Source organism: Mesorhizobium robiniae (assembly GCF_040545535.1).
GTDB classification, from domain to species: Bacteria; Pseudomonadota; Alphaproteobacteria; order Rhizobiales; family Rhizobiaceae; genus Mesorhizobium; species Mesorhizobium robiniae.
This window is the reverse complement of sequence record NZ_JBEPMC010000007.1, coordinates 161,531-184,506: the sequence shown is the minus strand read 5'-3', so window position 1 is coordinate 184,506 and position 22,976 is coordinate 161,531. Positions and strand designations below refer to the sequence as shown.

Here is a 22,976-nt window from a genome sequence, read left to right as displayed (position 1 = left end):
CTTTCGAGGCGTTATTTGGTGTAGATCGGTTCTGGTTCATAGGCAACCGCCTGCGGCTCGGCGCAGCCGGAGTTTCCAAACTGATAGCGCAGCCCGCCACGCACCTCATGCGTATTGAAGCCCTTGTCGAAGCCCGGTCCGGCGCCGTTGAGCTCGAACATGCGACCGCCGTCGATGTGGCTGAAGCGGTAACCCGCATCGAGTATCACGTTGTTGGTCAGGCAGTAGGAAGCACCCGCCATCAGGGCGTAGGCGAAACGCCAGTTTTTCGAACCCTTATGGAAGGTATCGACGCCGTCGATGGTGTTGCGCAGATTGTCCCATTTCACATGGGCGCCACCGATACCGGCGCCGACATAGGGCGTGATGCCATGCCAGGTGCCGAGGTCGGCATAGGCGTTAGCCAACAGCAGCAGCGTGGTTGCGCTCGATGTGTCGACCGACACCGAAGTGAGATCCGAGGTCTGGCCGTTGAATTTCGACTTGAACCAGTAGTCCACCGTCAAGTCGGTGCGGAAGTACTGGTTGACCTGATAGCCGACACCGCCGCCGAGCGAGAAGGCGCCTTTCATTTTGCCGAAATCGAAGGAATTGCTGCCGGGAACCGGCTCGGGGCCGCACGGGGCGCAAGGATCAACGCCGTAAGTGATGTAGTCGGCACCGCGGAATTTCGACTTGTGATAGCCGATGTCGCCGCGAATGTACCAGCCGCCGAAATCGACGCTCTCCACCACCGGCGGTGGAGGCAATTCCTCGACTGGGGGAATGTAGTCGGCCGCCAGGGCCGGCGCTGCCAGTCCAGCCGTCGCCATCAAGGCGATGAACGCTTTCCTTGCCAAATTGAACATGCTTGTCACCCCTGAGAACCCTCGGCACAGCGAACGCGTCCGAATATGATTGGCTTCAGTTGTGGATAATGAATTGGAAAAGTTAAAAGGCGTTTAACCCTGTCGCTTAACCATGAATCTCTAAAACCTTTAGGGTTTCCGCGTCGTCCTCGTAGATGAATCGACGTACAGAGCAACAAAAAAGCCCGCCGGCAGGCGGGCTTCTCCGACTGGCGCAGGCTGCGGAATCAGGCGGCGCTGCGCGTTTCCGAAATAATCTCGACGATGTCGTTGACGACGGCTTCGACCAGTTGCTGGTCGTCGCCTTCCGCCATGACGCGGATGAGCGGCTCCGTGCCGGATGGACGGATGACCAGGCGACCGGCCTTGCCCAGGCGGTGGCGTGCATCTTCGATCGCCGCCTTGACCGGGGCTTCCTCGAGTGGCTTACCGCCGGAAATGTGGACGTTCTTCAGAAGCTGCGGCACCGGCTCGAACTTCTTCGACAGTTCGCTGACCGGCCGGTTCTGCCGTTTGATGCAGGCGAGCACCTGGAGCGCCGAGACGAGGCCGTCGCCGGTCGTGGAAAAATCGGACAGCACGATGTGGCCAGACTGCTCGCCGCCGACATTCAGGCCGTGCGCACGCATGTGCTCGACGACATAGCGGTCGCCGACCTTGGTGCGGTGCAACTGCAGGTTCATGTCGCCGAGGAAGCGTTCGAGGCCGAGATTGGACATCACGGTCGAGACGACGCCGCCGCCGGCCAGCCGTCCGCTCTGATGCCAGGACTCGGCGATCAGCGCCATGATCTGGTCGCCATCGACGATCGCACCATTCTCGTCGACGATGACGACGCGGTCGGCGTCGCCATCGAGCGCGATACCGATATCGGCGCGCACTTCGTGCACCTTTTTCTGCAGGCCGGCCGGATGGGTCGAGCCGCATTCCTTGTTGATGTTGAAACCGTTGGGCTCGACATTGATGGCGACCACCTCGGCGCCGAGTTCCCACAGCGCCTCGGGCGCCACCTTGTAGGCGGCGCCATTGGCGCAATCGACGACGATGCGCAGCCCCGACAGCGACATCGACCGCGGCAGCGTGCGTTTGGCGAATTCGATATAGCGGTCATGGACGCCGTCGACGCGCTTGGCGCGGCCGAGCCCGTCTGAATCGGCGAGAGCCAGGTCGATGTCCTTATCGAGCATCCCCTCGATTCGCTCCTCGATCTCGTCGGAGAGCTTGTAGCCATCCGGACCGAACAGCTTGATGCCGTTGTCATAGTAAGGATTGTGCGAGGCGGAGATCATCACGCCGATGTCGGCGCGCAACGAGCGCACCAGCATGGCGACCGCAGGCGTCGGAATCGGTCCGAGCAGGAACACGTCCATCCCGGCGGCGCACAGACCCGACACCATCGCATTCTCGATCATGTAGCCGGAGAGCCGGGTGTCCTTGCCGAGCACGACGCGGTGGCGATGGTTGCCGCGCTGGAACGAAAGGCCGGCGGCCATGCCGACCCTCATGGCGATCTCCGCCGTCATCGGAAACCTGTTGGCGCGCCCGCGAATGCCGTCCGTACCGAAATAACTTCCTGCCATGCTAGCCAGCTTCCCGATGGTTCTTTTCCGGCACGTCATGCCACAAATTGGCCCGAGCCCTATCATCACAATGCATGATTATATGTCACCAATCCTTAGAAAATTGTTGTTTTGTGTGTTTTGTGTCACGCCAGTGTATTGATTTTCAAGTTTCCTGCTTTGCGTTCAGGAACTTCAACTCAAACCGCATCCGGATTCTTGGTGTGTGGCAGTATGGCTTTGAATTCGGAATCCGCACGCCCTTCTGCTCCAGACCGAGGTGAATTCAGCTCCACCGCACCTGCCGGCTCGGCTGACTGTCATGTGAGGCAGTCACCTGACTGCGAACCGCTACATACGCGCTCTCCGTGTAAATGCACTCGGAAAAACCTGGCTGGGCTCCAGCACTCGGCAACGATTTCATCACTCTATTGGAAAGAATGCCCTTTCCGACACTCTTTACGCTACTTAGCATCTGGCGCAACCAGCCGTTGAGCGCTATTGCTTTGCTGGGACATATCATGAACCGCTGTAGGGAGAAAACGCATGCTCATCCATCGACTTGCCACTTTGACGGGTCTTGCCGTCGTGACCTTGTTCCTGGCGGCGCCTGCCAATGCGCTGACCATGGCAGAGTGCAGCACCAAGTATAACGCGGCCAAGGACGCCGGAACACTTGGCGGGCAGAACTGGAATCAGTTCCGCAAGGCCGAATGCGGTACGGACGCTGCCGCAACCGACACCACACCCGCCAAGGCGGACAGCACCAGCGCGGCCACCACCGATGCGGCAACGGGCCTGACGGCGAAGGAATGCAGCGCCAAATATCAGGCCGCGAAGGCCGCCGACACGCTGAACGGCATGAAGTGGAACGACTTCCGCAAGACGGAATGCGCCGCCGGCGCCAGCGCGACGGCTGAGCCCGCCCAGCCGACCAACGCGGCAGCGGCCACCGACGACGCTGCACCAGGCCTGACGGCGAAGGAATGCAGCACCAAATACCAGGCTGCGAAGGCTGCCGGCACGCTGAACGGCATGAAGTGGAATGACTTCCGCAAGAGCGCATGCGCCGCCGGCGCTAGCGCCACGGTAGAACCCGCTGCGGCGACGACCAGCGCGGCGGCAACTGCTGATGCTGGCAAAGGCCTCAGCATGGCGGACTGCAGTGCCAAGTATCAGGCGGCCAAGACCGGCAACACGCTGAACGGCATGAAGTGGAACGACTTCCGCAAGAGCCAGTGCGGCGCCGGTGCATCCGACGACGACACCGTGCCGGCTGCCGATGAGGCAAACTACAACAGCGACCCGGAAACACCGACGGTTACCGCGCCGAAGGGCGTCAAGTTCCCGAAGGCGATCTCCAACAAATACAGCAGCGAAACCCCAGGGAAGGCACGGTTGCACACCTGCCTCGACCAATACTACGCCAACAAGGACGCCAACGCGCTGGGCGGCCTCAAGTGGATCCAGAAGGGCGGCGGCTTCTATAGCCTGTGCAACGCCGCGCTGAAGAGCTGATCGACAACATCTGAAAAAAAGGCCCGCGCACCGCAAGGTCCGCGGGCCTTTTTATTGCCGCACGGCATATCGGCTGGCGAAGCAGTTGGCGATGACATTCGCGAGCGCTGGTGCCGCCCTCATCTGCCTGCCGGCATCCTCTCCCGTATAGTGACGGGGAGAGAGCGCTCTCATCGACAGCTTCGCCAATTGTCAGCGTCGCAGGAAGAGCGCCCAGGGCTGGTCAGCGGCCTTCTCCCCGTTCACGGGAGGAGCTGTCGGCAGGCGGCGGCGCCAGCTTCAACAATTTGGTCGTCTTGATATCAAATCCGCATGGACCTCTCCCAATGCGGCAAGATCTCAGCTGGACCGGCAACGAGGCCTTCCAAACAAAAACGCCGCGGTCCAAACCGCGGCGTTTCGAAATCAACCTCTTGAGCAGACCCTAGCTTGACGGCTGGGGCTCCATGCCGCCTTCGGGCTCCGGGCCCTTCTTGCGGCGGCTGCCGGACTTCGGCACGGCCGAGCCACGGCTCGGCGGTGTGTCGTCGCCGAGATCGCGGGCGGGCTTGTGGCCGGCGATCAACTGCTTGATCTCCTCGCCCGACAGCGTCTCATATTCCAACAGCCCCTGCGCCAGCGCGATCCATTCCTTCTTCTTCTTGGTCAGGATGGATTTCGCCGTCGAGTAGGCTTCGTCGATCAGCCGGCGCACTTCGGCGTCGATGATCTGCGCCGTCTCTTCCGAGACGTTTTGCGTGCGCGCCACCGAATGGCCGAGGAAAACCTCTTCCTGGTTGTCGCCATAGGCGACATGGCCGAGTTTGTCGGAGAAGCCCCAGCGCGTGACCATGGCGCGCGCCAGCTTGGTCGCCTGCTCGATGTCCGAGGAGGCGCCAGAGGTGATGTTCTCCTTGCCGAACTTGAACTCCTCGGCGACGCGGCCACCCATCATGATTGCGAGGCGCGAGATCATGTATTTGTAGCTCATCGAATAGCGGTCGCCTTCCGGCAACTGCATGACCATGCCAAGCGCCCGGCCGCGCGGGATGATGGTCGCCTTGTGCAGCGGATCGGCCGACGGCACGTTCAGCGCCAGGATGGCGTGGCCGGCTTCGTGATAGGCGGTGAGTTCCTTCTCGGCCTGGGTCATGGCCGACGAGCGGCGCTCGGCGCCCATCATGATCTTGTCCTTGGCGTCCTCGAACTCGGCCATGGTGACAAGGCGTTTGTTGCGCCGCGCCGCCATCAGGGCGGATTCGTTGACGAGGTTCATCAGGTCGGCGCCGGAAAAGCCCGGCGTGCCGCGTGCGATCACCTTGAGGTCGACATTGGGCGCCAGCGGCACGTTGCGCACATGCACCTTCAGGATCTTCTCGCGGCCGACGATGTCGGGGTTCGGCACCACCACCTGGCGGTCGAAACGGCCGGGCCTGAGCAGCGCTGGGTCGAGCACGTCGGGCCGATTGGTGGCAGCGATCAAGATAATGCTTTCGTTGGATTCGAAGCCGTCCATTTCGACCAGCAACTGGTTCAGCGTCTGCTCGCGTTCGTCGTTGCCGCCGCCGAGGCCGGCACCGCGATGGCGGCCGACCGCGTCGATTTCGTCGATGAAGATGATGCAGGGCGCATTCTTCTTGGCCTGGTCGAACATATCGCGGACGCGGCTGGCGCCGACGCCAACGAACATCTCGACGAAGTCCGAGCCGGAAATGGTGAAGAACGGCACGTTGGCCTCACCGGCAACCGAACGGGCAAGCAGCGTCTTGCCGGTTCCGGGAGGGCCGACGAGCAGCACGCCGCGCGGGATCTTGCCGCCGAGCCGCTGGAACTTCTGTGGGTCACGCAGGAATTCGACGATCTCTTCCAGATCTTGCTTGGCTTCGTCGACGCCGGCGACATCCTGGAAGGTGACGCGGCCATGCGCCTCGGTCAAAAGCTTGGCCTTCGACTTGCCGAAGCCCATGGCGCGGCCGGAGCCGGACTGCATCTGGCGCATGAAGAATATCCAGACGCCAAGGATCAGGATCATCGGCAGCCAGGAGATGAGATAGCCGAACAGCGAATTGGAACCGTCGGATTCGGGGCGCGCATTGATAGTGACGTTCTTGTCCTGCAGCCTCGAAACCAGCGACGGATCTCCCGGCGAATAGGTCTGGAAGCCGGTCGAAGTGTCGGTGTAGGTGCCAGAAATGCGAGCGCCCGCGATGGTCACCGTCTTGACCCGGCCGGCCGCGACATCCTGCAGGAACTGCGAATAGGGGACATCGCTCGCTGCTCCGCGCGTCTGCGGCGTCTGGAACAAGTTAAAGAGAGCGATGAGCAGGACCGCTATGATCGCCCAGAGCGCGAGATTGCGATAATTCGGATTCATCAATTGTCCCGTTGGCGTCCGCTGGCGGACACGCGTCGTGAGAGGAAACTTGGGTCTAACATAGGGATGGCGTCCTCCCTTGCCAAGCAGAACAGCATGTCGCGGTTAAGCTTTCGCCCACCATCAACCGGCAGTGTGTCCGGTGAAAGGCATGGCTGGAACGAGCGGCGCGCCGATCAGCGCAGCGACTGTCATGGCCGGCGCCAGGTCGAAGGACGGCAGGAAACGAGCAAAGGGAGCGACGACGGGCCGTACCGCCATTCCGGGCAAGACCGGGCTGTCCTGTGCCAGGCCAAGGGATTCGCCAGGCTGTTCGGGCGAACGCCACAACACCGGCTCGGCCGCCAGGGCCGCCCGGACAAGGCTTGGCGGCGTGCCGCCTTCGGCAATAGCTCGTTTTGCGGCACGAGCCGCGCCGAGCGGCGCGATCAAAAATGCACCTGGCCTGTCGCCCAATGTGATCTTTCGACGGCCGTCCCAGAGGGCATTGTCCGAGGCCGGAGCGGCGGGCGGCAGGTTGCGAGTTTCGCGACGCAGGAAGATGCCGGCACGCCGCGCATCGACCACCGTCCGCGACAATGTGGCGCAAAACCGGGTAGCATAAAATGGCGTCACGCAAGAGGGGCCGGCCCTCAGCCGGTCGAGCAGCGCCTCGCTGCGAGCCTGGTCGGGCAGAAAGGCAACGCCGCCGACGGTCGCCAGCAGGATGCGCAGCGCGTAGACGGCCGCAGGTTCGTCGCCGGCCGTCGCGAAACCCGGATCGAGACGGATAAGGCCGTCGGCGGGCCTGCTGGCAAATCCACTGATCAGCGCGGCCGCCCTATGGCCAAGCTGGTCGCGCTCCACCGCAGCCCGCACAGCCAGCGCCACCGCGTCTTCCACGCGCTGCGCACCGTTACCCGCCGCAAGTGCTGTACGGATACGCGGCCGCTCGAAAGCCACGTCGTCATTGGTCGGATCTTCGGCCCAGCCGACATTCGCGCGCCGCAAGACGTCGCGCAGCGCCGCACGCCGTGTGCCGAGAAGCGGCCGTGCGATCCAGATCCGCCAATCGTACAGGGTGGCCGGTGCCATGCCGGCCAGGCCTCGCTCCGCCGCTCGCGGCCCCTCCTGACGTGCTTGCCGCATCAGCACGGTCTCGGCCTGGTCGTCGGCAGTGTGGCCGGTCAGGACCAGGCCGATGCCTTCCGCCTGCGCTGCCTCGGCCAGCAGCCGGTAGCGTGCCTCTCGCGCGGCAGCCGGCAGGCCGGTCGACGGTTTGCGCCCGGACCAGACCAGGATGCGGTGGGCAATGCCGCGCTCCGCGCAAAGCCTGGCCACGGCTTGCGCTTCCGCTGCCGAGCCCGGCCGCAAATTGTGGTCGATCGTCACAGCCAGCAATTTCGTAGCGGGCGCGGTACGGTCGAGGTGATCTTTGAGGAGAAGCAGAAGGGCGGTCGAGTCGCTGCCGCCGGACACGGCCGCAACAGCGCCGTTGGTAAAGTCGATCTGCGAAAAAACCGAAAGGTCAGGCTCGGTTTCGAGCATCAATGCATGTCGCCAACGACATGCAAGAAAAAAACTAGCACGCCGCGAGCGCCCTTTCCTGCTTGACACGTTCCTTGAGTGCGCCGGACACGTTGGGATAGCGCTTGCCGATTTCGCCGAAAGTGGCGCAGGCCACATCGCGCTGGTTCAACCCGACCAGCGACACGCCGAGCTTCAGCAACATGTCGGGAGCCTTCTTGGCCTTCGGATAGTCCTTGCTGGCGGCGAGGAAAGTCTCGGCCGCGTCGCGGTATTTCTGCTGGCCGAGCAGCGATTCACCCAGCCAGTAATGCGCGTCCGCCGTCTTGGCATCCTTGGGGAAGCGGGCGATGTGGTCGCGAAAACCCTGTTCGGCAGTGCTATAGTCGCCCGACAGGATAAACTGGTAGGAGTTGCGGTAAAGCTCCTCCGGGTCGTCGGTGGCGGGCAGCGCCGCGACCACTGTATTGTCGGACTTGCCGGCCTGGGCGCCAGTGGCTTGGTCGCCCGTGGCTTGACCGCTAGTGGCTGGGGCGGTGCTCGGCGCCGGTGCATGAGCCTGCGTGTTGCCGTCGGCGTCGATCACATTGCCGTTCTTATCGACCGTAATGGTGCCGAATGTCTTCGGCGGCGTGCCCGGGATCACCTGGCCGGGCTCGCCCGTTGGCGATTCGACGATAACGTCCTCGCCCTGAGCGCCGGCGGGCGGCGGGCCAGCATCGGCCGGGCCGTTCGTCGCCGGAGCCTCGGCGACGCTGCTGTCGGTGTCGGTCGTGGCGTCCGACTTTTTCTGCTCCGTTGGTTGCGGCGCGCCTTGCGAACCGCCTTCCAGCTGCTGGAAGCGGAACTCATTGTCTTCCTGCTGCTTGCGGATCTGCTCCTGCATCTGCAGGACCTGGAAGTTGAGCTCCTCGATCTTGCCGTTCATTTGCCGGAGCTGTTCCTGCAGCGCGGTGGTGCCGGTGCCATCCTGTGCGAACTGAACCTGATCCGGCTTCTTCTTTTCGCCGAAAATGCCGAGCGTCGGCAGGTGGAAGGAAAAACCGCCCTTCGGCGGTTGTTGCTCGTTGCCGCTTGCCCCGGTACTGGCAGCAAATGCGGCGACGCCTGATACGAGCAGCAGCGCAAGCGTGCCGCTCAAGACCGATCTGAAATGCATGTGCCTCTCGCCGTGAAATTGTTAGCCTGTTGCATGCCTCCGATCCGAGTGGAACCGTCAGGCGCCTCGGCTCTTAGCAGGACGCAGGACTTCGGCCAAATTTTGTTTCAAGTTTCATATCCGGGCGCCGGACATGAAAAAGGCGGCCGCGGCCGCCTTTCGCATATATGTGTTGCATTTCTGCCGATCAGAAATTGCCGATCAGGACCCGGCGCCGCTGAGCGTGGTGACGGCGCGGCGGTTCTGCGACCAGCAGGAGATGTCGTCGCAAACCGCGACCGGACGTTCCTTGCCGTAGGAAATGGTCTTCAGGCGCTGGCCGGAAACACCCCTGGCGACGAGGAAGTCGCGGGTGGCAGCGGCGCGGCGAGCGCCGAGCGCCAGATTGTATTCGCGCGTGCCGCGCTCGTCGGCATGGCCTTCGATGACGATGGCATACTGCCCATACTGGTTCAGCCACTGCGCCTGGCGCGAAAGCGTCGTCTGCGCGTCGGCGCGGATCGAGGACGAATCCGTGTCGAAGAAGATGCGGTCGCCGATGTTGACGGTGAAGTCCTGGGCCGATCCGGGCGTTGCCGCTCCGGCGCCGCTGAGACCGAGATCGGCGGCGCTGTTCGGGGTCTTCTTCGAAGCGCAACCGGCGATGGCGAGCGACGCCACCAACGCGATCATCACCGGGTTTCTGGTAAGTGCTGCGATACGGCCCATGCCGCCTCTCCTTCGCAATTCGAGTGATTTCGTTGATCGTCCAGTAACCACGTTTGGGTTAACCGGCGTTCAAGAAACACGGTTAAAATTTGGTTTCGGCTGCCGTCCGCAGCCGTTTGCCCAAGAGCATCCGAGGGAGCAACAATGCGCGCGGACCGTAGGCGGAAATGCGGCCAAAACGCGACCAAGGCGTGGAAAGAAGCCGAGAACGCCGCTTATCCGGCATCGTTGCAGACCTGCAACCAAAGCAAAGGATGCTCAAGTTGAACATCCTTTACTCGGGCTATTCCAGCAGCGGCGACCAGGCCGGATCGGACGCGAAATTCGCGGTCGGGATCGACTGTTCGTTGCGGCCGGTGAGATCGACCGAGACGAGTTTTGGCCCGCCGGCTGAATCGCGGAAGAACATCAGCACCCGACCGTTGGGCGCCCAGGTCGGCCCCTCCTGCTGGAAGCCGGTTGAAAGGATGCGCTCGCCCGAACCGTCGATGCGCATGACGCCGATCTGGAATTCGCCGGCGGTCTGCTTGGTGAAGGCGATGAGGTCGCCGCGCGGCGACCACACCGGCGTCGAATAGACGCCGTCGCCGAAGGAGATGCGGGTCTGGCCCGAACCGTCGGCGCCCATCACATAGATCTGTGCGCGACCGCCGCGGTCGGAGGTGAACACGACCTTGCTGCCGTCAGGCGAATAGGACGGCGAGGTGTCGATGGCCGTCGAATTGGTGAGCCTGGTCGTCGAGCGGCTTCTCAAATCCATGGCAAAGATGTTGGAATTGCCGTCGTCGCGCAGCAGGCTCATGATCACCTTCTGGCCGTCGGGCGAGAAGCGCGGCGCAAAGGTCATGCCGGGAAAGTCGCCGACCAGTTCGCGCTGCCCGGTCTCGATCTGCAGCAGATAGACCTTCGGCTGGCCGCTTTCATAGGACATGTAGGTGATTTCCTGCCGGTTCGGCGAGAAACGCGGCGTGAGCACGATCGACTTGCCATCCGACAGGTAGCGGACGTTGGCGCCGTCCTGGTCCATGATGGCGAGGCGCTTCTTGCGCGCGTTCTTCGCGCCCGACTCGTCGATGAAGACGACGCGCGTGTCGAAATAGCCCTTCTCGCCGGTCAGCCGCTCGTAGATCGCGTCGGCGATGATATGGGCGACGCGCCTTGTATTGGCGTCGTTGGCGAAGAACTGCTCGCCCGACATCTGCTGGCCGGCAAAGGTGTCCCACAGCCTGTACTGGGCGCGGACGCGGCCGTCGGCCTCCTTGCTGACGCTGCCGGTGACCAGCGCCTGGGCATTGATGACTTTCCAGTCCTCGAAGCGAGGTGTGGCATCCGGGTTGGAGATCTTTTCGATGAAGGCGTTCTTGTCGATCGGCGCGAACAGGCCGGAGCGTTTCAGGTCCGCGCTGACGATGCCGGAAATCTCCGCACCCAGCGCATCGCCGCCCTGAAAATCGGTGATGGCGATCGGCAGCGGCTCGACATTGCCTTTGTTGACGTTGAGCTCAACGAGCGCCCGCGCCGGCAAGGTGGCGGCGGCAGTCATGCCCAGCGCCATCGCTATGATCATCAGGAGCGGCTTGAGGATGGATTTCATGTCTTCTCGCTTCTCTTCAATGATTCTACGGGCGCCAGGCCTACAGGCCGAGCATCTCCCTCGGATCGAACGTGACCCGAACGTCGGCCCAGATGTCTTGTTTGCCGGCGGGAACCTGCAAACCGGCCATGTCGCATTTCTGAACCGCGCGTACGGCACTTTCGTCGAACGGGCGGTTTCCGCTCGATTGTTCGACGGACGGCCGGCCATCCAGCCTGCCGGAGGCGTCCAGGTTGAACCGGACTACGACGATGAAATTCTCCGAACCCTCAAGCCCTGCCGGCAGTGTCCAGCAGCCGCCAAGCTGGGCCTCCAATGCTCCCTGCTCCGATCTTGAAAGCTTCTGGCCCTGATCCTTGTCGCCACCGAGCGATGCCTGCTGGGTCGAGCGCTTGGCGCCGCCGCCGGACGGTTTCCGTTTGTCGAGCAGCGCCGAAATCTCGTCGGCGTTGAACTGCTTGTCATCCGACTTCGGCTTGGATGAGGCTTCCTTGACCGGCTTGTCGGCGTCCTTGCGCTCCGGCGCCTTGGCGCTTTCGGCCTGGGCCGGTTGCGGCTTCGGCCGCGCCTGCGGGGCCGGCGCAGAGTCCGGAAGCTGCGTCTCCTCGGTTGGCGGTTCCTTGGCAATCGCTTCGGCGACGGCGTCCGGCTTAACCTCGGGCTTCGGGTCGATCGCGGCGGTCTTGTCCTGCGGCGGCGTCGGTGCCGGCTCCTTAGCTGGTGTCGGCTTGGGCTCCGCCTGCTTGACCGGCTCTGGCTTGACCTCTTCCTTCGGCTGCGGGACCGGCGCGACCTCCGTCGCCGGAACAGGCTTGGGCTGCTCCTTCGGCTTCGGCACGTCCTCCGGCTTCGGCTTCTCGACCGGAGTCGGCGCGGGCGGCGGCGCGGCGGCCAGATCGACCGGGTTGGGCTTGGCTTCCGGCGTTATCGGCTTGTCGGTGTCGACGCTGTTCTCGCCGACTTTCTGGGCATCAGGAACGATGTCGGGGCGCTGTGTCGGCACCGGCGCCGGCTTCTCGTGCATCACAGCCTTCTTGTCGCCTTGCAGAACCTGCGCGGTTGCTTCCATCGGCACGATGTCGACCGACACCGATTCGACATCGGACGCGGGCATCGCAGGCGGCGAGGACAACGTGAACAGCCCGAAGGCGATCGCCGTCGCATGCAAGATCACCGATGTGGTGAGGCCGGTCCTCATCTTGCGTCTATTGATCCTGTTCCTGCAGCGAAACCAGGCCGATATTCTTGTACCCGGCGGCAGAGATTCGAGCCATCACCTTCATGGCGGTGCCATAGTCCGTTGACTTGTCGCCACGGATGAAGATGCGCTCGTCGTAACCGGTCTTCGAGATCGCCTGCAGTTTCGCCACCAGCTCCTCGATCGGGATTTCGGTCTCCTGGAGATATATCTGGCCCGTGGAGTTGATCGAGACGGTGATCGGCTGCGTGTCGACGTTCATCGCCTTGGCCTGGGTGTCCGGAAGGTCAATCGGCACGCCAACCGTCAGCAAGGGTGCGGCGACCATGAAGATGATCAGCAGCACCAGCATCACGTCGACCATCGGCGTGACGTTGATTTCCGATATCATCGCGTGATGGCGGCCTCGCCGCCTGTGGCCGCGACCACCGCGTCCTCCGCCACCCGCGCCTACAGACATTCCCATGATCGTTCCTCAGGTCTTCTGCGCGACTTTTTCATCGATTTGGCGCGAGAGTATGGCGGAGAACTCGTCCGCGAACCCCTCCATGCGCACGGCGATCTTGCTCGCGTCCGACGACAGCTTGTTGTAGGCGATGACGGCGGGGATGGCCGCGAGCAGGCCTATTGCCGTGGCCAGCAGCGCTTCGGCAATGCCGGGTGCAACCACCGCCAGGCTGGTATTCTTGGATGCGGCGATCGCCTGGAACGAGGTCATGATGCCGATGACGGTTCCAAACAGGCCGATGAAGGGCGCCGCCGAGCCGGTGGTGGCGAGAAAGCCAAGCCGTCCTTCCAGCTTTTCCATTTCGCGGGTCAGCGCCAGATCCATCGCCTTGTCGATGCGGTTCTGCAGGCCGAGCGGCGATTTCGCGCCCTTCTCGAAGCTCTTCTTCCATTCGCGCATGGCGGCAACGAAGATGGCGCCCATGCCAGTGGTCTTGCGGTCGGCGAGCGTGCGATAAAGCTCTTCCAGCGACTGCCCCGACCAGAACACCTGTTCGAAGCGATTGAGCGCGAGCCGCATGCGGCCATAGGCGACGAGTTTGTCGACGATGATCGCCCAGCTCCAGATCGAGGCGCAGAGCAGCCCGATCATAACCAGCTTGACCACCCAGCCGGCCTGCATGAACAGCGCCCAAATCGACAAATGCGCGCCCGGTTCGGCGAGTGCGATATTTTCCATGGTTACGTCCTTAAGATTTTCCGGGCACGGCTGGCGGCTGGCCCATAGGCATCCCTTGTGGTCCGTTCGCGCAAAGCTTGCGGAATAACCCCAAAATGCACCGTTGGCGGCCTTTTCGGGGCAAATGTTGGTGAAAGGAAGGCGCTGGATTCCTCCAATCTTCACCACTCTCTTCATGAACCGTTATGGTTAAGGATGGGTTAGGACGTATAGCGCGGCGCATTGCCGCGCCTTGGGCGAGCCGCCAGGCATCGTCAGCGGATCATCGGCGTCAGTAATTTACCGATTGAACCTATCGATTTGTCGTGGGCATGAAGGCTGCGATCCATTCCTTCGGAAAACGTTTTGGCCGGCCGTTCTCGCCGATGATCGCCGCCTCGACCCGCGCCTCGACCAGCGCCTCGCCGCCGCGCTTCAGCTGCTGCGCCATGAAGATGCGGGCGCCTGAAATGTCCTCGGTGCGCGTCTCGATGGTCAGGATGTCGTCCATGCGGGCGGGCCCGCGAAAGTCGATCTCCATACGCCGCACCACCCAGACTATTCTTTCGCCATGCTTGCCCTCGGCGAGTTCGGTGTGATGGACGCCGGCAAGCCTGAGATAGTCGGAACGGCCGCGTTCGAAGAATTCGAGATAGCGCGCGTGATAGACGACGCCGGAGAAATCGGTGTCGGCATAATAGACCCGCGCCATCAGCCGGTGGCCGAATTCCGTCAGCGCGCCGGAAAGTCCGGCGGATAGCGCCGCCGATTCACCATGATCGTCCATTGCGCTTCCCTTTTTGGGTCTGGCCGGGCACCTACAGTGCGACGCGCTTCGTTGTCCCAAAACCGCTACACACTTTTAGGCGACACGCATTAGCTTGGCGCAAGAACCCGATGGCACTGTTGACGGCGATGATCAAGACCTTGATGGCGGCGCTGCTTCTGCTCGGCGTGCTGGTATTGCCGGGCCAGGCCGCAAGCTTTTCGATGAAACGCGGCCTCAATCTCGACCAATGGACGACCTGGCCGGGCGAGGACAAATGGAGCGACCGGCAAGCAATCCTGCCCTATCCCGAATGGCGCAAGTTCCTCAAAAACGATGACCTCAAGGCGCTGAAGAGCGCCGGCTTCGATTTTCTGCGCATGCCGGTCGACCCATCACCGTTCCTGTCCGGCGAAACGCTGGCGCTGCGCGACGAGCTCTATGCCGGCGTGCTGAGTTCGGTACGCATGATCAATCGCGCCGGTTTGAAGGTGATCGTCGACATGCATCTGATCCCGGCTGGTGGCAACCGCAAGATCGGCATGGGTCAGGTGATGGACAACCCGCAGACGTTTGACGCCTATGTCGAAATGGTACGCAAGATGGCGCGCACGTTGGCCACGGAAGACCCAACGAAGGTCGCCTTCGAGCCGATGAACGAGCCGATCGTCGACTGCGACAGCGACGGCACCAGCCTGTGGCCGGAGCGTCAGCAAAGACTGTTCGCGGCGGCGCGTTCGTCGGCCACAAAGCTCACCCTGATCCTGACCGGCGCCTGCTATTCCAGCGCGGCATCGCTGGCGAAGATCGATCCGAAGGCGATCCCGGACGACAACGTGATCTGGACCTTCCACTCCTACGATCCGTTCCTGCTCACCCATCAGGGTGCGACCTGGGCCGGCGATTTCATCCCTTATGTCACCGGACTGCCTTATCCGCTCACCGCCGTGCCGCGTGCCGAACTCGATGCGACGCTCGACACGATCCGAGCCAGGATCAAGGCCGAGGCGCCATGGGCGCGCCAGAACGGTCTGCTCGCCTACCTTGATGAACAGGTCGCCAGCATGGACACGCACGAAAAGCTGCTCGCTGTCATGGACGCGCCGTTCAAGACTGTCGAAGCCTGGGCGAAGGCCCATGGGATAAAATCCGAAAACGTCACGCTCGGCGAATTCGGCATGATCCGCCAGGAATACGGCAATGCCTATGTGATGCCGGCAGAATATCGCGCCGCTTACGTCAAGGACATGATCGCGCGCGCCGAAGCGCATGGCTTTTCATGGTCGGTGTGGAGCTATGGCGGCGCCTTCGGCATCGTCGACGCTTTCAATGGCGAGAAGGCCGAGCCGGATGTGCTGGACGCGATCAGGTCGCTTCATTGAAGCGGTTCACGCTGAGCCCAGTTCGATCGAAAGAATCTCAGGACGCATCCCGAAACGCACCGGCAGGATGCTGAAGCCGAGGCCTCCTGAAACGATCAGGTTGCGGTTCTCCTCCACGACATGGCCATAGGCGAAGCGGTTGCCGAACCGCGACGGCACGACCGGAGAAAAGCCGAACAGCCGCACCTGCCCGCCATGGGTATGGCCGGAAAGCGTGAGCGAAACGCGTGACGGCACTTTCGGGAATATGTCGGGCTCGTGCGCGAGCAGGATGACCGGCGCTTCATCGGTCACCTTTGCCAGTGTGCCTTCGAGGTCGTCCAATCCCTTGAATCGACTGCAGCCCCAGGCTTTGCCTGGTCGCAATGCAAGCTGATCCGCCAGCCCGGCAACCCAAAAGCCATGCCCGTCCTTTTCCAGGCGCACGACATCGTTCTCCAGCACCGGTATGCCGGCGCTTTCGATCGCCTTGCGCGCCAGCGTTGGCCCCACTCCGGCCCTTTGCGCCGAAAGATCTTCCCACCAATCGTGGTTGCCAAGGATTGCCCACACACCGAGCGGGGCCCTTAGCCCTGACAAAGCTGGCGCCCATTCGGAAGAATCCACCCATTCCGTCACCAGCCGGGTGCCGGCGGCATAGTCGCCAAGCAGGACAATCAGATCCGGCTGCAATGCGTTTACCTGTTGGGCGAGCGAAGCGATCCGCTCCGGCGTCATCCATGGCCGGCAGGCATGGATGTCGGCAAGGGCAACGACCCGCAGCCGCAAGCCTGCCGGCCAGTTTGGCGGCGTCAGCGAATAACGCTTCACATGGGTCAGAAGCATCGGCTCGATGCCGACCGCATAGGCGCTGAGCGACACCATCGAAAAGAGCGAGCCGCCGATGAGGCGCAGGAAGCCACGTCTGGTGATCATCATCAGTCAGCTCCGGCTGTTCAGGGACCGGCGGCCCCACAGGCGAGGCTTGCGTTAAATCCGGAGATTGCGCCGGCACGCTGACCGAGATGAGGAGATTTTGCGCAGGGATCGAGCAGGAAGCCGGGAACTATTACTCTTCCTGGAAAAGGCTGATCTGCTGTTGCGCCAAATCCTTCGGCGCATCGAGGCCGAGATGCCGCCAGGCATTGGCGGTCAGCACGCGGCCGCGCGGCGTGCGCTGGATGAAGCCCTGCTGGATCAGATAGGGCTCGATGATGTCCTCGATCGCGTCCCGCGGCTCGGAAAGTCCCGCCGCGATGGTCTCGATGCCGACCGGCCCGCCGCCGAAATTCCTGGCGATCATCTGGAGATAGCGGCGGTCCAGCGCATCGAGGCCGAGCGCGTCGACCTCGAGCCTCGTCAGCGCCTCGTCGGCGATCTGGCGATCGACATGACCGTCGCCGGCGACAGAGGCAAAATCGCGCACGCGGCGCAACAGCCGGCCGGCGATGCGCGGCGTGCCGCGCGCGCGTCGGGCGATCTCCAGCGCGCCATCGTCGCCAAGCGGCATGGCAAGGATGCGGGCGCCGCGGCGCACGATCTGCTCCAGTTCCTCGACCGAATAGAAATTGAGACGGACCGGAATGCCGAAGCGGTCGCGCAGCGGATTGGTCAAGAGGCCGAGCCGCGTAGTGGCGGCAACCAGAGTGAAGCGGGCGAGATCGATCTTGACCGAGCGCGCCGCCGGCCCCTCCCCGATGATCAGGTCGAGTTGGAAATCCTCCATCGCCGGATAGAGGATTTCCTCGACCGCCGGGTTGAGCCGGTGGATCTCGTCGATGAACAGGACGTCGCGGTCTTCGAGATTGGTGAGCAGTGCTGCGAGATCGCCGGCCTTGGCGATGACCGGACCGGAGGTCGAGCGGAAATTGACGCCGAGCTCGCGCGCCATGATCTGCGCCAAGGTCGTCTTGCCGAGGCCGGGCGGCCCGACGAACAGCACGTGGTCGAGCGCCTCGCTGCGGCCCTTGGCGGCCTCGATGAACACTTTGAGATTGGCCCGCACCGCCGCCTGGCCAACGAAGTCGCCGAGCGTCTGCGGCCGCAAGGTCTGCTCGGCATCCTCGCCGCGCTTGTCGGGAGCAATGAGGCGTGGCGAAAGGCTCATGCCGCCTTCCTTGCACAGGGCAGGGAACGGGACAAGCGCAGACTCACCGCGCCAGCTCCTTCAGCCCGAAGCGGATCAGCTTCGACGCATCCGCGTCTTCGCCGGCGCTCTTCAGCGCCGCCGCCACCGCATTGGCAGCGGTGTCGCGGGAGTAGCCGAGATTGACCAGCGCCGAGACGGCGTCGGTGATCGGCGCCGGCGCGACGCCTTCGCCGAGTTCCTGCTTCAGGCCGATGGTGCCGGAGGCAGTGCCAGCATAGGCTGGCGCCTTGTTCTTCAGTTCGGTGACAACGCGCTCGGCCACCTTCTTGCCGACGCCCGGCGCGCGGCTGACCATGGCAATATCACGTAGCGCGATGGCATTAGCCAGATCGGCCGGCGCCAGCGTCGACAGGATGGCCAGCGCCACCTTGGCGCCAACGCCCTGCACATTGCTCATCAACAGCCGGAACCACTCGCGCTCCAGCACCGACTGGAAACCGTAGAGCCGCAGCATGTCCTCGCGCACATAGGTCTCGATGAACAGCACCACCGCCTCTCCAGGCGCCGGCAGTGCCGCCAGCGTACGCGTCGAGCAGTGGGCGACATAGCCGACGCCGTGCACGTCGACGATGCAGAAATCCTCGTCGACCTCGTCCAGCGTGCCTTTGAGCTTGCCGATCATGCCAAGGCTCTCATTTGTGCAAGGCCCTCATGGATAGGTTTCCGGAGACATGATGTCGAGGTCCGGGAAATAGCTGCGATAACGCGCGGCTTCGCGTGTCAGCAAACGATGTCCCGCAACGACGGCATGGGCTCCAATAAAGAAATCCGGCAGCGTTCGTTCGCGGAGCCCGCCTGCGCGGCGATAACGGGAATGCGTGACCCCGGCAAGGAATGCCGCTTCCCATGGCAAGAGTTCTCGATCCATCTTGAGCGTTTCGACTGCTTTACGAAGTGCGGGCTCCGTCGCTATCAGCGGCGCCAGTTCGGACCAGACGATTGTGTTGATAACGAGTGCGCCATCGCGCCTGCACGCGGTAATCGCCGACGCTGACCACTTCGTCTCCCGTCCAGCAGGACCCCAAACGTCGATCAGGACATTCGTGTCAATCAATGTCGAGATCTTCACGTGGACCCCTCAGCCACTCGATATACTCGTCCGTTGTCATGCCTCCCAGATCCAACGTACCGGCCATTTGATCGAGCAGCCGGCTGAATTTGCGAGAGGCCTCCTCTTCGGAAATGTCTTCGTTGACCGCGACAACACGAACGCCATCGTCGGTAGGCAAGAACTCCACCTCCGAGCCTGGGCCGATACCTAGGCGATCCCGTATCTCTTTCGGGATCGTCACCTGTCCTTTGGTTGTCACCCGCATGGTAATACCTCACAGGTATTACTTACTGCCGCACCCAGAACAAGTCAAGAACAAATCTACGCGTCGGCCGATGCGCAGATTCAAAGAGAGCTTACTTTGTGCGTCCAAATGGACGCACGTCGCTCTAGGCCAGCGCCATCCTATAGGCAACGCTCTGCCGGTGGTGTGCGTGGCAGATGGCAATGGCCAGCGCGTCGGCGGCATCGTCGGTATCGAAAGTCGCCTTCGGCATCAGCACCTTCACCATCATGTGGATTTGCTTCTTATCGCCATGGCCAACGCCGATCACCGCCTTCTTGACGGCGTTGGGCGCGTATTCGGCAACGACGAGGCCCGCCCGCGCCGGCACCAGCATGGCGATGCCACGCGCCTGGCCGAGCTTCAGCGTCGCTGCCGCATCCTTGTTGACGAAAGTTTGCTCGACCGCCGCCTCGTGCGGCATGGCGGTATGCAGGATATCAACGAGCCCATCATGCAACTGGCAAAGGCGCGTCGCCAGCGCCGCCTTGTCGTCGGAACGCACGGTGCCGGAGGCGACGAAGCGCAGCGAATTGCCGAGGCTTTCGACGATGCCCCAGCCGGTGCGCCTCAGCCCGGGATCGATACCGATGATGCGAATCGTTTCCCCCATCCGCCAAGTCTACCCCTAGCGGACGGCGATGCCAGCGAAATGTGAACAAACCAGAAACGAAGAAGCGATTGCCTGTCAGCCGCGGGCGAAAGCCGTGTTCAGCAGCGTGATCTGGTCGGAAACCGGATTGACGCGGCGGCCGGATGGCGACACCTCGGCCACGGCGCCGCCATAGATTTCCTCGTCCATGCGGCGCACCAGCGCCTGCAGGCGCAGCGAACGGTTGATGAGGTCAAGAAAATCCTTGGGCAATTCGACCCAGCCTGCGGCATCGTTGTTGGCGGAAGCCGTGTCGAGACGCACCTTGGATTTTTCGGAAGCAACCTGGTCGCGGGTCATCTCTCCGGAATTCGCCGCGCGCTGCAAAAGCAGCCAGGAGGCGACCTGCATCAGCCTCGTGGTCAGCCGCATCGATTCGGCCGCATAGAGGGTCGCCGCCAGCCTGGACAGTTTCTTCGCCTCGGCCCGGCCCTTGCCGTCCAGATATTCGGCCGCCTGCTCGACCAGGCCCATCCCTTCCTGGTAGAGCGGCTTGAAGGATTGGGAGAAAACCCGGCGCTCCGCCAGCTTGATGGTTTTCGCGCTTCCTTTCGAAGGATCGTTCATCGATACGCCCTGCACTTGCCTACAGCCGGCCGAATCGGCGTCATCGCCGTCACGTCCTGCACCCTATATGACCGAGGCTTGAAAATGCGCTTTGGGGCGGGCGAAGGCAAGCACATGTTTAACAAACGGTTAACGGCGGCGCACGCGCCCGGGCAATCCGGATCGCAGGCAAAAAAAGAGCCGCGGATAAGGCGGCTCTCAGGAGTTTAACAGGGAGGCGTCAAACAAAGTGGCTCCAACCACTCGGTAAGAATCCAGATCACTGGATGCACATAGTAAACGCCTGTAAAGCTTAATGAAGCCTTAACGGCGCGGATATTTTTTGATCGAGCGTCGCCCGCCTGTGCCGTAACAGCACATGTTCAGGCCTCTCAGACCGTTGGAACTTAGGCCTTTTGCGCCTCGGCAAGCCGCTCGGTTTTCCACACCACCGGCAGCGCGATATAGGCGAACAGCAACAACCCCGCGTAAAAGCCCATCGAGGACGTTGCCACCAACGGCTCGATCGCCGGGTTGCCGCCAAGCATGATGTAAAGGCCGATCAACAGGCCGATGCCACTGATTGCCGTCAACCAGAAATGGACAGTAGCGAGCGTCTTTTGCCCGACTGCCGGAAACAGATGATAAAAGAAGGCGAACACCGCCGACATCAGCCATCCGGCCACCATGATATGGGCGTGCGTCGGCATCTGCGCATGGTCTTTGCTGATCGCCATCTGAAGGCCGAGCGCCATCCCGAACAGCGCGTAGACGACGGCCAGCGTGAAGAAATTTCGTGCTACCTTATGCATAATATCCCCCGATATGCCTTTTCCCGTCATGGGAATGGGTTGAATTCAGGCGGTCAGCCCGCCACCGGGTCCCCGGCATCGGGCGCATTAACATCGGCAATGTTTCTGAACGATGCCGCATGGCGCCCCGACCCTTCTCGGCACCGTCACATTAGCAGAAAACAGTGCGGCGCGCTTGCGCAATCGCCGAACGATACCGGTGCCGAGCGCCGCTTGAAATCGGACGTGAAGCTGCTGGCGCTCGGCCACAGGCAGCTTTTATAGAGCGGCGGTCTAGAGAAGGCCGGTGATCCCGTCCCACAGAAGCTTGACCGCGACGACCGCCACGGTCGCGTAGGTGAATGGATAGAACAATTCCGGCCGCATCCGCCGCACCAGCCAGGCGCCGGCAATGGTCGAGAGCGGCGCCAGCGGCACCAGGACCGCCGATGCGGTCAGGTTGGTGGTATCGAACTGTCCCAGCGCAAAATAGGGGATGAGCTTCAATGCGTTGGTGGCGGCAAAGAAGATTGCGGCGGTGCCCGACAGCACTTTCGGATCGAGCCGGATCGGCAGCGCATAGACCTGAAAGGGCGGGCCGCCGACATGGGCGACGAAGCTGGTGAAGCCGGCGACCGTCCCCCAGAAGGCGGCAACCGCGCGGTTGGGCTCGGCGGAGTGGTTTGCACCATGCCGCATCTGCAGATAGACCCAGCGAAGCACGAAGATAATCGCCACGGCGCCGACGATCAGCCGCACCATTTCCGCTGTCACCAGCGCAGCGGTCAGCCAGCCGAGGCCGATGCCGATCACCGCCCCGGGCATCATGTCTATAAGCATCTTGCGGTCGTAGACACCCCACCATGTCCACACGGAGACGATGTCCATCAGGCACAGTATGGGCAACAGGATGGCGGCGGCCTGCACCGGCGGCATGGCCAGCGCCATCAGCGGCACGCCGACGAAGCCGACCGCACCGCCAAAGCCGCCCTTGGACAGGCCGACCAGGATGACGGCTGGAATGGCAGCGGCATAGAACCACGGATCGAGAAGCAGGCCTGACATCGGAGGGGAGCAGTTGGAGGGAAGGTCGGGCTCTGGAATAGACTAGAAATGGTCACGCCGCGACCGCAAAATATGTACGTGTCAGCGGAGCCTATCAGAGACTGTTTCGAAATTCGCTCTGGCGAGTCATATGATGGTGGTTTCGAGAACCGGAGCGCAGCGGACGTTTGGGTCCGTGAGCACCGGAAGCGCAGAAAACGCCATCAGATGGCCGCCAGAGTAGAGTTTCCAAACGGTCTCTCAGATGTTTGGTATGTCGAGTGGCGGCGGGCGCCTGCGGATCGGCTGCGCCTTGATGATGGCGGTGCTGGTTTCGGCCTTGTCGGCGATACGGTCGAGGAGCTTGTCGAGATCGCCGATCGAGCGCACGAACAGCCGGGCAACAAAGCAATCGTCGCCCGTCACCTTATCGCATTCGCCAAACTCAGGAATCTCCTCGATCAGCTTCTGGACGATATGCAGTTTGCCCGGCAAAGGCCGGATGCGAACGATCGCCTGCAAGGTGTAGCCGAGCGCTTGCGGGTCGATCTCGATGGTGAAGGCCCTGATAACGCCGCGATCCTCGAGACGCCGAAGCCGCTCCGAAACGCTTGGCGATGACAACCCGACTTGCTGGGCCAACTCTTTCAGCGAGGTTCGCGAATCCCGGATCAAAATGTCGAGGAGCTTTTTGTCCGGCTCGTCCAGCATTTTACGATCCTCAA

Annotated in this window: 23 protein-coding genes; 2 read left to right on the top strand and 21 right to left on the bottom strand. The window is 62.5% G+C overall.

What is annotated here, in order from left to right; all coding sequences use genetic code 11:
- Window positions 1-11: 11 nt before the first annotated feature.
- Both ABID19_RS20455 and glmM read right to left on the bottom strand, forming a co-directional pair.
- The gene (locus tag ABID19_RS20455; RefSeq protein WP_354492772.1) at window positions 12-848 is read right to left on the bottom strand and encodes an outer membrane protein; all 837 of its coding nucleotides are present in this window, start codon (window positions 846-848) and stop codon (window positions 12-14) included.
- Between the two features lie 227 nt (window positions 849-1,075).
- Entirely contained in the window at window positions 1,076-2,428 is a 1,353-nt protein-coding gene (gene glmM / locus ABID19_RS20450) for a phosphoglucosamine mutase (protein WP_126104543.1), read from the bottom strand.
- 840 nt (window positions 2,429-3,268) lie between these two features.
- Here glmM and ABID19_RS20445 point away from each other — a divergent pair.
- Window positions 3,269-3,925, top strand: a complete 657-nt coding sequence (locus ABID19_RS20445; RefSeq protein ID WP_435528760.1) for a hypothetical protein — start codon at window positions 3,269-3,271, stop codon at window positions 3,923-3,925.
- A 424-nt stretch (window positions 3,926-4,349) separates the two neighbouring features.
- On the opposite strand, the gene ftsH is transcribed toward ABID19_RS20445, so the two are convergent.
- The 9 genes from ftsH to ybgC form a co-directional block, all read right to left on the bottom strand.
- Entirely contained in the window at window positions 4,350-6,278 is a 1,929-nt protein-coding gene (gene ftsH / locus ABID19_RS20440) for an ATP-dependent zinc metalloprotease FtsH (protein ID WP_065011263.1), read from the bottom strand.
- A gap of 123 nt (window positions 6,279-6,401) precedes the next feature.
- Window positions 6,402-7,805, bottom strand: coding sequence for a tRNA lysidine(34) synthetase TilS (tilS, locus tag ABID19_RS20435; protein WP_354493010.1), 1,404 nt, complete (start codon window positions 7,803-7,805; stop codon window positions 6,402-6,404).
- Window positions 7,806-7,839: 34 nt separating this feature from the next.
- A complete protein-coding gene (gene ybgF, locus ABID19_RS20430) occupies window positions 7,840-8,943 on the bottom strand; it encodes a tol-pal system protein YbgF (protein WP_354492769.1) in 1,104 nt (367 codons plus the stop codon).
- A gap of 201 nt (window positions 8,944-9,144) precedes the next feature.
- Entirely contained in the window at window positions 9,145-9,651 is a 507-nt protein-coding gene (pal, locus tag ABID19_RS20425; RefSeq protein WP_095487393.1) for a peptidoglycan-associated lipoprotein Pal, read from the bottom strand.
- 283 nt (window positions 9,652-9,934) lie between these two features.
- A complete protein-coding gene (gene tolB / locus ABID19_RS20420) occupies window positions 9,935-11,218 on the bottom strand; it encodes a Tol-Pal system beta propeller repeat protein TolB (protein WP_354493009.1) in 1,284 nt (427 codons plus the stop codon).
- Between the two features lie 67 nt (window positions 11,219-11,285).
- Entirely contained in the window at window positions 11,286-12,443 is a 1,158-nt protein-coding gene (locus tag ABID19_RS20415) for a TonB family protein (RefSeq protein ID WP_354492767.1), read from the bottom strand.
- Between the two features lie 7 nt (window positions 12,444-12,450).
- Window positions 12,451-12,909 carry a protein TolR gene (tolR, locus tag ABID19_RS20410; protein ID WP_352928166.1) on the bottom strand — a complete coding sequence of 153 codons (459 nt, stop codon included), beginning with the start codon at window positions 12,907-12,909 and terminating at the stop codon, window positions 12,451-12,453.
- Window positions 12,910-12,918: 9 nt separating this feature from the next.
- Entirely contained in the window at window positions 12,919-13,629 is a 711-nt protein-coding gene (gene tolQ, locus ABID19_RS20405) for a protein TolQ (RefSeq protein WP_354492765.1), read from the bottom strand.
- Window positions 13,630-13,921: 292 nt separating this feature from the next.
- The gene (gene ybgC / locus ABID19_RS20400) at window positions 13,922-14,395 is read right to left on the bottom strand and encodes a tol-pal system-associated acyl-CoA thioesterase (protein ID WP_354492764.1); all 474 of its coding nucleotides are present in this window, start codon (window positions 14,393-14,395) and stop codon (window positions 13,922-13,924) included.
- A gap of 110 nt (window positions 14,396-14,505) precedes the next feature.
- Here ybgC and ABID19_RS20395 point away from each other — a divergent pair, with 110 nt between their 5' ends.
- On the top strand, window positions 14,506-15,756 hold the full coding sequence (locus ABID19_RS20395; protein ID WP_354492763.1) for a glycoside hydrolase family 5 protein: 1,251 nt from the start codon (window positions 14,506-14,508) through the stop codon (window positions 15,754-15,756).
- 6 nt (window positions 15,757-15,762) lie between these two features.
- Here the strand turns inward: ABID19_RS20395 and ABID19_RS20390 are convergent, their stop codons facing one another.
- From ABID19_RS20390 to ABID19_RS20345, 10 genes are all read right to left on the bottom strand, one after another.
- Window positions 15,763-16,671 carry a metallophosphoesterase gene (locus ABID19_RS20390; RefSeq protein WP_354493008.1) on the bottom strand — a complete coding sequence of 303 codons (909 nt, stop codon included), beginning with the start codon at window positions 16,669-16,671 and terminating at the stop codon, window positions 15,763-15,765.
- 133 nt (window positions 16,672-16,804) lie between these two features.
- Window positions 16,805-17,842: a Holliday junction branch migration DNA helicase RuvB gene (gene ruvB / locus ABID19_RS20385; protein WP_352928180.1), complete on the bottom strand. Its 1,038-nt coding sequence runs from the start codon at window positions 17,840-17,842 to the stop codon at window positions 16,805-16,807.
- A gap of 43 nt (window positions 17,843-17,885) precedes the next feature.
- Complete coding sequence (ruvA, locus tag ABID19_RS20380) at window positions 17,886-18,506, bottom strand: Holliday junction branch migration protein RuvA (protein WP_354492762.1); 621 nt, start codon at window positions 18,504-18,506, stop codon at window positions 17,886-17,888.
- A 27-nt stretch (window positions 18,507-18,533) separates the two neighbouring features.
- On the bottom strand, window positions 18,534-18,953 hold the full coding sequence (locus ABID19_RS20375; protein WP_354492761.1) for a type II toxin-antitoxin system VapC family toxin: 420 nt from the start codon (window positions 18,951-18,953) through the stop codon (window positions 18,534-18,536).
- The gene (locus ABID19_RS20370; protein WP_354492760.1) at window positions 18,931-19,200 is read right to left on the bottom strand and encodes an AbrB/MazE/SpoVT family DNA-binding domain-containing protein; all 270 of its coding nucleotides are present in this window, start codon (window positions 19,198-19,200) and stop codon (window positions 18,931-18,933) included. Before ABID19_RS20370 ends, ABID19_RS20375 begins: the two co-directional genes overlap by 23 nt.
- 124 nt (window positions 19,201-19,324) lie before the next feature.
- Window positions 19,325-19,831: a crossover junction endodeoxyribonuclease RuvC gene (gene ruvC / locus ABID19_RS20365; RefSeq protein ID WP_354492758.1), complete on the bottom strand. Its 507-nt coding sequence runs from the start codon at window positions 19,829-19,831 to the stop codon at window positions 19,325-19,327.
- A gap of 75 nt (window positions 19,832-19,906) precedes the next feature.
- Complete coding sequence (rcdA, locus tag ABID19_RS20360) at window positions 19,907-20,437, bottom strand: protease adaptor protein RcdA (RefSeq protein WP_354492757.1); 531 nt, start codon at window positions 20,435-20,437, stop codon at window positions 19,907-19,909.
- 386 nt (window positions 20,438-20,823) lie between these two features.
- A complete protein-coding gene (locus ABID19_RS20355; RefSeq protein ID WP_354492755.1) occupies window positions 20,824-21,228 on the bottom strand; it encodes a hypothetical protein in 405 nt (134 codons plus the stop codon).
- Window positions 21,229-21,501: 273 nt separating this feature from the next.
- Complete coding sequence (locus ABID19_RS20350) at window positions 21,502-22,272, bottom strand: sulfite exporter TauE/SafE family protein (protein WP_354492753.1); 771 nt, start codon at window positions 22,270-22,272, stop codon at window positions 21,502-21,504.
- 240 nt (window positions 22,273-22,512) lie between these two features.
- Window positions 22,513-22,962 carry an Lrp/AsnC family transcriptional regulator gene (locus ABID19_RS20345; RefSeq protein WP_354492751.1) on the bottom strand — a complete coding sequence of 150 codons (450 nt, stop codon included), beginning with the start codon at window positions 22,960-22,962 and terminating at the stop codon, window positions 22,513-22,515.
- Window positions 22,963-22,976: the final 14 nt, after the last annotated feature.

Bases quoted from the DNA above. Each gene is read 5' to 3' on its own strand.
- ruvA (WP_354492762.1), bottom strand. From the start codon at position 18,506: ATGATCGGCAAGCTCAAAGGCACGCTGGACGAGGTCGACGAGGATTTC.
- glmM (WP_126104543.1), bottom strand. From the start codon at position 2,428: ATGGCAGGAAGTTATTTCGGTACGGACGGCATTCGCGGGCGCGCCAAC.
- ruvB (WP_352928180.1), bottom strand. From the start codon at position 17,842: ATGAGCCTTTCGCCACGCCTCATTGCTCCCGACAAGCGCGGCGAGGAT.
- ABID19_RS20415 (WP_354492767.1), bottom strand. From the start codon at position 12,443: ATGAGGACCGGCCTCACCACATCGGTGATCTTGCATGCGACGGCGATC.
- rcdA (WP_354492757.1), bottom strand. From the start codon at position 20,437: ATGAACGATCCTTCGAAAGGAAGCGCGAAAACCATCAAGCTGGCGGAG.
- ABID19_RS20370 (WP_354492760.1), bottom strand. From the start codon at position 19,200: ATGCGGGTGACAACCAAAGGACAGGTGACGATCCCGAAAGAGATACGG.
- ABID19_RS20390 (WP_354493008.1), bottom strand. From the start codon at position 16,671: ATGATCACCAGACGTGGCTTCCTGCGCCTCATCGGCGGCTCGCTCTTT.
- tolB (WP_354493009.1), bottom strand. From the start codon at position 11,218: ATGATCATAGCGATGGCGCTGGGCATGACTGCCGCCGCCACCTTGCCG.
- ybgC (WP_354492764.1), bottom strand. From the start codon at position 14,395: ATGGACGATCATGGTGAATCGGCGGCGCTATCCGCCGGACTTTCCGGC.
- ABID19_RS20355 (WP_354492755.1), bottom strand. From the start codon at position 21,228: ATGCATAAGGTAGCACGAAATTTCTTCACGCTGGCCGTCGTCTACGCG.
- tolR (WP_352928166.1), bottom strand. From the start codon at position 12,909: ATGGGAATGTCTGTAGGCGCGGGTGGCGGAGGACGCGGTGGTCGCGGC.
- pal (WP_095487393.1), bottom strand. From the start codon at position 9,651: ATGGGCCGTATCGCAGCACTTACCAGAAACCCGGTGATGATCGCGTTG.
- tolQ (WP_354492765.1), bottom strand. From the start codon at position 13,629: ATGGAAAATATCGCACTCGCCGAACCGGGCGCGCATTTGTCGATTTGG.
- ABID19_RS20350 (WP_354492753.1), bottom strand. From the start codon at position 22,272: ATGTCAGGCCTGCTTCTCGATCCGTGGTTCTATGCCGCTGCCATTCCA.
- ftsH (WP_065011263.1), bottom strand. From the start codon at position 6,278: ATGAATCCGAATTATCGCAATCTCGCGCTCTGGGCGATCATAGCGGTC.
- ABID19_RS20345 (WP_354492751.1), bottom strand. From the start codon at position 22,962: ATGCTGGACGAGCCGGACAAAAAGCTCCTCGACATTTTGATCCGGGAT.
- ruvC (WP_354492758.1), bottom strand. From the start codon at position 19,831: ATGGGGGAAACGATTCGCATCATCGGTATCGATCCCGGGCTGAGGCGC.
- ABID19_RS20445 (WP_435528760.1), top strand. From the start codon at position 3,269: ATGAAGTGGAACGACTTCCGCAAGACGGAATGCGCCGCCGGCGCCAGC.
- tilS (WP_354493010.1), bottom strand. From the start codon at position 7,805: ATGCTCGAAACCGAGCCTGACCTTTCGGTTTTTTCGCAGATCGACTTT.
- ybgF (WP_354492769.1), bottom strand. From the start codon at position 8,943: ATGCATTTCAGATCGGTCTTGAGCGGCACGCTTGCGCTGCTGCTCGTA.
- ABID19_RS20395 (WP_354492763.1), top strand. From the start codon at position 14,506: ATGGCACTGTTGACGGCGATGATCAAGACCTTGATGGCGGCGCTGCTT.
- ABID19_RS20455 (WP_354492772.1), bottom strand. From the start codon at position 848: ATGTTCAATTTGGCAAGGAAAGCGTTCATCGCCTTGATGGCGACGGCT.